This is a genomic window from Candidatus Frankia alpina (assembly GCF_902806485.1).
Taxonomy (GTDB): Bacteria; Actinomycetota; Actinomycetes; order Frankiales; family Frankiaceae; genus Frankia; species Frankia alpina.
Genome location: NZ_CADCWT010000177.1, coordinates 1 through 10327, shown reverse-complemented (window position 1 = coordinate 10327; position 10327 = coordinate 1). Strand labels below are relative to the sequence as shown.

9 protein-coding genes and 2 pseudogenes are annotated in these 10327 nt (G+C 72.3%); 7 read left to right on the top strand and 4 right to left on the bottom strand.

What is annotated here, in order from left to right; all coding sequences use genetic code 11:
• The first annotated feature begins 381 nt into the window (after positions 1-381).
• The gene (locus G6R25_RS27600; RefSeq protein ID WP_235948824.1) at positions 382-720 is read left to right on the top strand and encodes a Zn-ribbon domain-containing OB-fold protein; all 339 of its coding nucleotides are present in this window, start codon (positions 382-384) and stop codon (positions 718-720) included.
• 57 nt (positions 721-777) lie between these two features.
• Here G6R25_RS27600 and G6R25_RS17220 read toward each other — a convergent pair whose 3' ends face one another.
• Positions 778-1863 (bottom strand): MFS transporter, encoded by a 1086-nt coding sequence (locus G6R25_RS17220; RefSeq protein WP_268904169.1) that lies wholly within the window; start codon positions 1861-1863, stop codon positions 778-780.
• A 91-nt stretch (positions 1864-1954) separates the two neighbouring features.
• Positions 1955-2233, bottom strand: a pseudogene (locus tag G6R25_RS30690) (MFS transporter); the annotation flags it as partial.
• 73 nt (positions 2234-2306) lie between these two features.
• Here G6R25_RS30690 and G6R25_RS17215 point away from each other — a divergent pair.
• Positions 2307-2786 carry a MarR family winged helix-turn-helix transcriptional regulator gene (locus G6R25_RS17215; protein ID WP_163553810.1) on the top strand — a complete coding sequence of 160 codons (480 nt, stop codon included), beginning with the start codon at positions 2307-2309 and terminating at the stop codon, positions 2784-2786.
• A 99-nt stretch (positions 2787-2885) separates the two neighbouring features.
• Here the strand turns inward: G6R25_RS17215 and lpdA are convergent, their stop codons facing one another.
• Entirely contained in the window at positions 2886-4289 is a 1404-nt protein-coding gene (gene lpdA, locus G6R25_RS17210; protein WP_163553809.1) for a dihydrolipoyl dehydrogenase, read from the bottom strand.
• 597 nt (positions 4290-4886) lie between these two features.
• On the opposite strand from lpdA, the gene G6R25_RS17205 reads away from it, so the two are divergent.
• Positions 4887-6305: a WS/DGAT domain-containing protein gene (locus tag G6R25_RS17205; protein WP_235948822.1), complete on the top strand. Its 1419-nt coding sequence runs from the start codon at positions 4887-4889 to the stop codon at positions 6303-6305.
• A 429-nt stretch (positions 6306-6734) separates the two neighbouring features.
• On the top strand, positions 6735-7694 hold the full coding sequence (locus tag G6R25_RS17200) for a class I SAM-dependent methyltransferase (RefSeq protein ID WP_163553807.1): 960 nt from the start codon (positions 6735-6737) through the stop codon (positions 7692-7694).
• Here G6R25_RS17200 and G6R25_RS17195 read toward each other — a convergent pair whose 3' ends face one another.
• On the bottom strand, positions 7695-8216 hold the full coding sequence (locus G6R25_RS17195; RefSeq protein WP_235948820.1) for an SDR family oxidoreductase: 522 nt from the start codon (positions 8214-8216) through the stop codon (positions 7695-7697). It abuts the gene before it with no gap.
• A 5-nt stretch (positions 8217-8221) separates the two neighbouring features.
• Here G6R25_RS17195 and G6R25_RS17190 point away from each other — a divergent pair, with 5 nt between their 5' ends.
• From G6R25_RS17190 to G6R25_RS17180, 3 genes and pseudogenes are all read left to right on the top strand, one after another.
• Positions 8222-8767 (top strand): SbtR family transcriptional regulator, encoded by a 546-nt coding sequence (locus tag G6R25_RS17190; protein WP_268904170.1) that lies wholly within the window; start codon positions 8222-8224, stop codon positions 8765-8767.
• 336 nt (positions 8768-9103) lie between these two features.
• Positions 9104-9949 (top strand): ABC transporter ATP-binding protein, encoded by an 846-nt coding sequence (locus G6R25_RS17185; RefSeq protein ID WP_473246908.1) that lies wholly within the window; start codon positions 9104-9106, stop codon positions 9947-9949.
• Positions 9946-10327: pseudogene (locus G6R25_RS17180) on the top strand (ABC transporter permease); the annotation flags it as partial. The gene G6R25_RS17185 and the pseudogene G6R25_RS17180, both read left to right, overlap by 4 nt.

Sequence of the window (10327 nt, the reverse complement as noted above, 5' to 3'; positions counted from 1 at the left end):
CGCGACCGCGCCGCCACCCACGGTCCCCGCCACCCGGCAGGATCCGGCCGGGGATGCGCCGACGGCCGCCCCGCCGAGCGCGGACTCACCGGCCGTCGCGGCCGTGGCGGACCGACCGGCGGCCGCGGGTCCACCGAGTACGCAGGGCGGCGTGGCGGCGGGGACTGCCGATCCCGCTGCCGATCCGGACCTCGGCGACCAGGCGCCGACCGTGGCTCTGCCACGGCCAGCGGTGCCGGCCGGGCCGCCGACGGGCCCGGACTCCAGCGACAGCGACAGCGATCATGGTGTTCCGCGGAACAGTGCCACGCCGGCGGACGACGACGACGGCACCGGGCCCCTGTGGGCGGCGCTGTGGGAGGAGCGGTTCGTGCTGTCCCGGTGCCTGGACTGCCGGAGCTGGCTGCCACCGCGGCTGGAACGCTGTCGACGACGCCGAGGCCGACCGCCTTCGAACCGGCGGGCGGCCTCGGCGTCGTCGACAGCTACCTCGTCATCCGCCATCACAGCATGCCCGCCTTCGCCGGCCGCCCGCCGTACGTCCTCGCGCTGGTGACCCTGGACGAGGGAGTCCGGCTGCCCGGCCGGTTCGACGGAGTCGCGCCGAGGGAGGCGAGGATCGGCCAGCCCGTCCGCGCGGCCTTCCACGTCGGACTCGGCGCGGACACCCCCGGCGTCATCTTCCGCCCGCGCCAGCCGGCCGCCGTCGGGGCCCGCTAAGGCGCCTCGACAGTCGTGATCAAGGAGGGTTCGTTCGCGTTTTCGCGGCTTCACAGATCACAACTCGACATACGCCGAAGGAGCAGCCGTCGGCCGGCCGCGGCGTCGGGCGGGATCGAGCCAGGCGAGGCGAGCCACCAGGGCGGTCATCACCACGACCAGGGCAAGGCCGAGCCAGAAGGCGGACTCGGCGGCGCGGATATGCGCGGCACGGTCGGGATGGGTGCCCAACCGGGCGAAGAACACCGCGCCGAGAACGGCGACGCCGGCGAACTGCTGGGTGGTGGTCAGGACCCCGGCGGCGACGCCGGACCGCTCGCGGGGGACGTCGGCCAACGGCGCACCGACGAGGGAGGGCAGGATCAGCCCGTTGCCGGCCCCGATCCCGGCTATCCCAGCGACGAGCCAGGCGGGGGACAAGCCGGCGGGATGGGTATGCAGGGCCACCGCCAGGATCAGGAAGCTCAGCGCGGTCACGGCGCAGCCCGCCAGCAGCACCGCCGGGCCGAGGCGGGCGACCAGGCGGCGCCCCAGAAACGAGCTGCCGATCGCCAGCAGGCCCATCGGCGCGAACGCCAGCCCGGCCGCCAGCGGACCGAGCCCGAGTCCGGCCTGCAACAGCAGGCTCAGCACGAACAGGCAGCTGCTGAACGATGCCATGAACGCGGCGTTCACCGCGAGACCGGTGGCGAACGTCGCGGCGCGGAACAGGGCGGGATCGACCAGGGGCTGTCCGCCGCCCCGCGCCACCGACCGTTCCCAGCGCACCGCGGCCGCCAGCGTGGGGACGGCGGCGGCCAGCAGCAGCCAGCCCCACAGCGGCCAGCCGGTCTCGTGCCCGATCACCAGCGGCAGCAGCGCGAGCCTGAGCCCGCCGGAGATCCCGGCCGCCCCGGGGACATCCAGCTCCAGCCCGGCGGCGGTTCGCCGCTCGGCGCGGGGCAGCACCCGAGCCGCCACCGCGACGACGGCGACGCCGGCCGCCGCGGTGGCGAGGAAGACGGCTCGCCAACCCAGTCCGAACACGTCGGCATCGAGCAACAGCCTGCCGAGTACCTGTCCGCCGACCCCGCTGACCGCGCCGGCCACTCCATACCAGGCCAACGCGCGGGAGCGCTCGGCGTCGGTGAACGACGCGGTCACCAGGGCCAGGATCTGGGGGACCATCGCCGCCCGCGGTCAGGCCCTGCGCCATCCGGGCCGCCATCAGCCCGACGGGTCCTTGCGCGAGCCCGCACAGCAGCGAGGCCGCGGCGAAGCCGGTCACCCCGGCGAGGAACAGGCGGCGGTGGCCGAACAGGTCACCGAGCCGCCCGCCGGTGACGACCCCCGCCGCGTAGGTGAACACATAGCCGCCGACGACGAGTTCGAGCGCTGCGGGTCCGGCGCCGAGTCGGCGTTGCAGGTCGGGGATGGCGACGTTCACCACGTTGGCGTCGAAGCCGTACAGGACGTAGGCGGCGAGCACGATGGGTAGCAGCAGCCGACCGCTGGGATCTCCCTTGAAAGGCATGTCGATGATTATACCAATTGCTGGCATCGCCAATTAATAGGGGCACCAGCGGCCGGCGGATAGGATGGGGATCATGACGGTGTCCGACGCTCTGTTGCCCGCCGCGTTGCGTCACCGCACGAGCTTCGTGCTCGCCCGGCTCGCCGCCCTCTCCCGGACGCACTGTGCCGAGCGGCTGGCGACCCTCGGCCTCAACCAGCACCAGCACGCGATCCTGTGCTGCCTGGACGAGTTCGGCCCGGCCATCCAGCGCGACGTCGCCACCCGTCTCGGCCTCGACAGCGGGGACCTGGTGTCCTTCCTCGACCGGTTGCAGGCGGCCGAGCTCATCCGCCGCGACCGCGACCCGCGCGACCGGCGCCGCCAGATCCTCACCATCACCCAGGTCGGCCAGCGCCTGCTGCGCCAGGCCGAGACACTGCTCGACGAGGCGGAGCCCGAGCTGTTCGCAGGGTTGCCCGCCGCCGAGGTCGAGCAACTGCGCGCTCTCGCGACCGGAGTGCTGATGCGGCACGCCGCGCAGGCATGGCGGCAACAGGGCGCCCCCGCCTGACGGCGATCAGTCCTCCGCGATCACCTGCGGACGCGGCGCACCGCCGGCCCCGCTGCGATCATCCCGACCAGGCCGTGGCCTCCCCGTCCCGGCCGAACGTCACATGTTGATCATGTGGCCGGCGAGGCCGTGGATGGCCTCCTTGACCGATTCGCCGAGCGTCGGGTGGGCGTGGACGTTGCGGGCGAGCTCGGCGACGGTGAGGTCCCAGCGCTGCGCCAGGGTGAGCTCCGGCAGCAGCTCGGTGACGTCCGGGCCGATCAGGTGCGCGCCGAGCAGCTCGCCGTACTTGGCGTCGCTGAGGATCTTCACGAAGCCGGCGGTCTCACCGAGGCCGTGCGCCTTGCCGTTGGCCGAGAACGGGAACTTCGCGACCTGCACGTCGTAGCCGGCCTCGCGGGCCTGCGCCTCGGTGTAGCCGAAGCAGGCGACCTGCGGCTGGCAGTACGTCGCCCGCGGGATCATCACGTAGTCCAGCGGGTAGGTCTCGGCGTCGCCGATCGTCTCCGCGGCGATGATGCCCATGGCCTCGGCGGCGTGGGCGAGCATGAGCTTGGCCGTCACGTCGCCGATGGCGAAGATGTGCGGGACGTTGGTACGGCAGAAGCCGTCGACGTCGATCGCGCCGCGTTCGGACAGCGCCACGCCGGTGTTCTCCAGTCCGTAGCCGGTGACGTTCGGCCTGAAACCGATCGCCTGGAGCACCTTCTCGGTCTCCAGCACCTTCGACACGCCGTCGGAGCCCGTCACGGTGACCTTCACCGTGTCGCCGGAGTCGTCGATCGAGTCGACCCGGGTCGAGGTCAGGACCGTGATGCCGGCCTTCTTGTAGTGGCGGGCGAGCTCGGCGGAGACCTCGGCGTCCTCCAGCGGCACCATCCGGTCGAGGAACTCGACGATCGTGACGTCGACGCCGTAGTTGCGCAGCACGTAGCCGAACTCGACGCCGATCGCCCCGGCGCCCGCGATGACGATGCTGCGCGGCAGCTCGGGACTGAGGATCTGCTGCTCGTAGGTGACGACCCGCTCGGACAGCGACGTGCCCGGCAGCAGCCGCGGCGTGGCGCCGGCGGCGATGATGCAGTGGTCGAACGTCACCGTGCTGGTCGAGCCGTCCGACGTGGCGACCGACAGGGTGTGGTCGTCGACGAACGTGCCGCGCCCGGTGAACTCGGTGATGTTGTTCTTCTTCATCAGGTAGTGGACGCCCTTGACCCGGCCGTCCGCGACCTTGCGGCTGCGGCGGAACGCCTCACCGTAGTCGAACGTAATCTCTCCGTTGATGGAGATCCCGAAGGTCTTGGCCTCGTGGGTGAGGGTGTGCACGAGCTCCGCGTTGCGCAGCAGGGCCTTCGACGGGATGCAGCCCACGTTCAGGCAGACCCCGCCCCAGTACCGCTCCTCCACCACGGCCGCGGTCAGACCGAGCTGGGCGGCGCGGATCGCGGCCACATACCCGCCCGGACCCGCACCCAGAACCACCACGTCGAAATGTTCGCTCACAATGGCAGCGTAACGACCGCGGGTACCCGCCCGATTCCCGCCTCACCCGGCGTTCGGTCACACCGGGCCAGGCCGCCGTCGTCGCGTGGCGCCGATCATGCCGTGGACCCGGCGGGCACGGTGCCGGCGGCGGCCAGGACGAACCCGGCTCCGGTGGCGACGGGGGAGTAGCCGGCGTCGCAGGCCGAGGCCTTTGTCGCTGGGCTGGAACGCTTTGTGTGGGAACTGCGCGGGGAATTCTGATCTATGCGTCGGGCCGACCCCTCGCGAATATCGTGCTCATGTGTGTAACCCCGTCGGTGCTAGCGCCATGGCCTATTCGTGGTGATACCACCGTCCGGCCGATTTTGCCCGTCCGACCGCGTATCACCTGCATTGATAGGGGCCATCGTGCCGCCCAGCCGGATCCTTCCCGGCCGTCTCGCCCATCCGTGTGGAGACGCACGACACAAGGCTGGATGGGCCCATCGGCCCACGGATATACAGGTCCATGGGTACAGGTATCCACGACGCATCCGTGCGTCGATCTGCTAACATTATTGATCGCGTTGTCAAGGCCTGCACCCAATGCCCGGCGACGGGCTGGGGGCGCGCCTGATGACCCTCCTCGACACGGTCTCGAAGACCGGCTACAACCGGGCTTTCGCCCGCCCGCTGACCGCGGGAGACCGCGCCTATCTGGCCTTCCACCGGCTCAATCCCGGTGAATACCAGGACGTCGGCGCGGTGCTGTTCCTCGACGGGCCGGTGGAGCTGGCGGACCTGCGGGCACAGGTCGCCGAACGGCTACGCACCCCGCGGGCGCGAATGCTCACCGACCGGTTGGAGACGGTGACGGTCCGTCAGGTCGACCGTCGGACCACGGTGCACGAGACGCACTGGGTCTGCGACCCGGAGATGAAGGTCGACGACCACGTCGTCGCGGCGGAGCTGCCGAGCGCCGCCGAGGTCGCCGGCCTGATCGGCGGCGATGCAATCGGCGACCGGCGCATCCGCACCGCCATCGACAGGATCGCCCGGCGCCCCATCGAACCCAGCCGCCAGCCCTGGAAGATCCATCTGCTGTGCGAGCAGGGGACCGCGGGCCGCGTGGTGGTCTACCGCACCAGCCACATCGCCCAGGACGGCGCGGCGCTCTACCGGTCGCTGTACCTGCTGTTCGGCGGCGAGGACGAGCCCGACCTGGGCCTGCCCGCGTCGATCCCCCGCCCGCAGGCCGGCGACTACCTGCGGTTCGTCAGCCGGGGGCTGAGCTGCCTGTCGCCGACCCGCGTCCTCGACGCCTGGGGTGGGCAGCCGGTCGGCCCGGCGCGGCACACCTGGATCACCACTGAGCTCGGGCCGATGCGGGACATCGCCCGCCGGCACGGCGCCTCGGTCAATGACGTCTACCTGGCCGCCCTCGCCGGCACGGTGCGGGCGTGGTCGATGCCGGAGTGGCGGGAGGACTCCCGGCCCGTCCACGCGCTGATGCCCGTCAGCATCCGCGTCGCCGCCGACCAGAACGTGCTGTCGAACTACACCTCGGGGGTGCGGGTCGCGCTGCCGTGCGGGGAACCCGACGCCGCCCGGCGCCTGGCCCGCATCGCCGCGACGACCCGCCGGCTCAAGAACGGCGGGATGGGCGTGGTGGAACACCACCACTTCCCGGCCGTGTCGACGCGGGCCACCCCCCGGATGCTCTCCTACGCGGCGAGCTTCGGTGGGCGCACCCGGGAGCTGGCGATGGTCGCGACGAACGCCCGCACCATCCGCGGGCCGCTGTCCGTCGTGGGTCGGGCGGTCACCGACCTGATCGGCACGGGACCGCTGCTCGTCGGGCGCCAGCACCTGTCCGTCGCCCTGTTCGGCCTCGGGGACCGCGTCGGGATCACGTTCGCGGCCAGCGACAGTGTGCCGAACCGCGAGCGTCTCGCCCAGCTGTGGCTGGCGGAGCTGACCGAACTCGGCCAGGCGACGCCGCCCGGCGGCGTGCGGCTGCCGGTCCAGCGTCGCGAGGGGCCACAGGCCCGGTAGGTTTCCGCGACCGGGCCGCTCGCGCGGTCCGGTCGGTGGGGCCTGGTGGGGCCTGGGCTGGGGTTCTCGAGTGGCGGCGGTTCTCGATCGGCGCTTGTCGACGTGGCCCGCATGCGGAGCATGCCTGCCCCAGGAAGCGCGCCCGGCGCGGCGGTGACCGTGCCCGTCGCCTGACACGGCCGCTGCCGGTCGGATCTCGACGGCCGCCCGGCCGGGCCCCGGCCCTGTCGGTGTGGGTGTCGAGGGGCTTGGCCGAGCCGCCGGGCCGGCCGGCTGCGACGATGAGGGCCAGGACTCCGGCGACGTCGACGCGGGCCGCCCGCTGCGACGGGCCGCGGCCGGCGGGTCCGGCGGGGCGGGCGAGGTAGGTGCGTGATGAGGATACGGGGTTCTGCCGCAGGACGGCCGCGGGGGCGAGGTCATCGGCCGATGGGTGGAACGGGCGGCGCCAGCCGCACGGCGGTGATGGTCTGCCAGGGTCGGGCCGTCGCCCACGGGCGGCTCGCCGTCGGCCGGTTCGACGATCCGACGGCGCTGGCGTTCCTGCTTCCCGCCGAGCGGGGGATCGTCGAACAGGTGCGATCCGGTACCACGCCGGCCGGCTGGGGACCGCGGCTGGCCTTCGAGATGGTGCGGGCCTGCGCCGAGGTGATGGCGCCACGCACCGTCGCGATCGACGACGCCGTCCGCCAGGCGTTACCCGCCACACCCGACGGTGTGCCCGCTGCCAGGGCTCAGGTCGTCATCCTGGGGGCGGGGCTGGATGGGCGGGCGTGGCGGATGGCGGATCTCGCCGCGACGCCGGTGTTCGAGGTCGACCATCCCGCGTCGCAGCATGACAAGCGGATTCGGGCCGGCGGGCTGGTCCCGGCGGGGGCGCCGCCACGTTTCGTGCCCGTGGACTTCAGCCGGGATGACCTCGCCGCGGCGCTGGCCGCCGCCGGCCACCGCCGGTCGATCCCGACGATCTGGATCTGGGAGGGCGTCGTGCCCTACCTGACCCGCGGCCAGGCCGCCCGGACGCTGCGGATCGTCGGCGACCGTTCCGCCCCGGGCAGCCGCCTGATCGTCCACTACCACACGTCGGCGCCATCCGCGCCGCTCGGCCGGTGGGCGTCGCGCCTGATCAGCGCCCTTTCCCGACAGTCGAACCCGATGGCCCGGGAGCCGAACCGCTCGGTGTGGACGCCGCGGGCCATGCGTCGCGCGGTGGACGCCCGTGGCTTCGGGGTCGCCCGCGACGACTCCCTGCTTGCCCTGGCCCGGGACCTCGACACCCCGATCCAGCACCGCCGCTCGCTGCGCAACGGCCGCATCCTCGTCGCCGACCGAATCCCCACCCCGAGTAGTCCGGCCCCCGATCCGACCACTTACCAATCACCAAGATAATCAACGGTGTTGACGGCATCCGCGCCCATCCTCACCGCGGCCCGAGACGTCTCGATCGGTCCAGGAGACCGCGGCGTCGCCGTAGGCGCCGACCAGGTTCCCGTCGGCGGTGAAGGCCCCCTGCCCGGTGATGAAGTTCTGCATGAAGCCGTTCGGCTGCAGCAGTGACCAGATCAGCCCGGATCCTTTCAGATGCTGCTCGATCTGCCAGTGGGCGCCCTCGGCGAGCCGGCCGTCCTCGTGGGCGTGCCAGACCGACACCTTTACCACCCGGCACGCGCCGCGTCGATGATCGCCGCCTGCTGGCTGTGCCCCGGCGCCGTTGAGGAACAACTGGTCGACCCCGGCCAGGGCGGCGGCGATCGAGCGCGGATCGTCGAAGTCGCCGACGACGAACTCGCCACCTAGCGCGCGGCCCTTCGCCGCGTCGCGGACCAGCGACCGTACCGCGACGCCGTCGCGCCGCAGGCGGCGCACGAGGGGCCGTCCGATGGAGCCGGTAGCACCGGTTACCAGGATCATCCGTCATCTCCCGAAAGTCGTCCGACGAGGCCGCCGCGGCCTTTCGCGCGCAGGGCACGAACGCCCCGCTGGAGGGCATCGCCCGCCGCGCCGGGGTGGCGATCGGCACGCTCTACGCGCACTTCCCGACCCGGCGCGCGTTGCTCGCCGCGCTGTTGCGCCAGCGCAACGACGCCCTGTTCGACCAGCACCGACCTGCTCGCCCAGCCCTCGGCCGCCGCGGCGCTCACCGTCTGGGTGCGCGCCGTCATCGCGCATGCCGCCGCCTACCAGGGGCTCGCTGGCGTGCTCGTCGGGGGAGTCGACGATCCGAGCTGCACCGGTCGTGCGTCCACATGACCGACATCGGCGACCGGCTGATCGCGCGGGCCCGCGAGGCCGGCGCCCTGCGCCGTGACGCGACGGGCGCCGACATCTTCGCTCTGGTGAACGCGGCCGCCTGGATCGCCGAACAGATGTCCATCGAGCAGGCCGACCGGCTCGTCGAACTCACCATGGCCGGACTGCTCGCCCCGCCCAAGATAATCAACGGTGTTGACGAATTCGCTTAACAAAAATGATCAAAATGATAAATGATTTAAATGATCAAGAAAACAACATCGATACAAAGCCACCAACAACCACCCAGGACCAAGCGAGGATCGAGATCGGGGCCCGCCGTCCGGTGGCGATCCATGACCCCAGGAGTTCGGACCGGCAGAGCGCCGGCAGGATGGCCGGGGTGGTCGAGTGGGAAGGCGGTACGGATGGGTGACGGGCGGCTGGTCGTCGACGTCGTGTCCAAGCGCTACGGCGACGTCGTGGCGCTTGACGCGATGTCGTTCGAGGTACGGGCCGGCTAGCTGTTCGGGTTCGTCGGCAGCAACGGCGCCGGCAAGACGACGGCGATGCGGATCATCCTCGGCGTGCTTACCGCCGACGCTGGCGAGGTCCGCTACAACGGGGCGCCGCTGAGCCTGCCCATGCGTCGGCGGATCGGCTACATGCCCGAGGAGCGCGGGCTCTACCCGAAGATGAAGGTCGCCGAGCAGCTGCACTACCTCGCCCAGCTGCACGGTCTGGGGCCGGTGGCCGCGCGCCGGGCGGTGGCTCAGTGGACCGAGCGGCTCGGCGTCGCCGCCCGCCGCGATGACGAGGTGCAGAAGCTCAGCCTCGGCAACCAGCAGCGGGTCCAGCTCGCCGCGGCGCTCGTGCATGATCCGGCCGCCCTGGTGCTCGACGAGCCGTTCTCGGGGTTGGACCCGGTCGCCGTCGACGTGATGAGCGAGGTGTTGCGGGAGCGGCGCGCGGCCGGGGTGCCGGTGATGTTCTCCAGCCATCAGCTCGACCTGGTCGAGCGGCTGTGTGATCGGGTCGGGATCGTGCGGGCGGGCCGGATGGTCGCCTGCGGGCCGGTCGACGAGCTGCGGACCAGCGGGGGTAGACGGCTCGTGGTGGCCGCTCCGGCCGGCTGGGCGGACGGTCTGGCCGGGGTGCGGGTGCGCGAGCGGGACGGGTCACGCACGGTACTCGAGCTCGAGCCGCAGGCGGACGATCAGGCGGTGCTGCGCGCAGCGCTGGCAAGCGGCCCGGTGCACGAGTTCCGTCCCCGCCGGCCGTCGCTGGCGGAGCTGTTTCGCGACGTGGTGAGCGCTCCCTCCGCCTCCGCCCCCGGCGGTGGTGGTGGCGGCGGCGGGAACAACAGCGACCGCTCCACCGGCGGCCGGGGCGAGTCCGCGGGCAGGCTGGCGTGACGGCCGGGCCGGAGGTCCCGTCGGGCGACAGCGCGCGGTTCGCGGGAGATGGCGGGCTGGGGCCGTGGCGGGTGCTGCGCCTGATAGCCGGCCGAGAGATCAAGACGCGGGTGCGGTCGAGGGCGTTCCAGATCACCACGGCGCTGTTTGTCGTCGCGATCGCCGCGAGCGTGCTGGTGACCAGCGCCGTCGGCGGTTCGTTGGCGCGACGGGTCGCGGTGACGGCGGCGGACGGCACACAGGCGGCGGCGATCGCGGCGGCGGCGCGTTCGCTGGACGTCGACGTCGAGGTGCGCACCTACGCCGACGCGGCGGCTGGCCGCCAGGCGGTACTCGACGGCGACGTCGACGCCCTCGTGCTGCTGGCGTCCCCGTCGG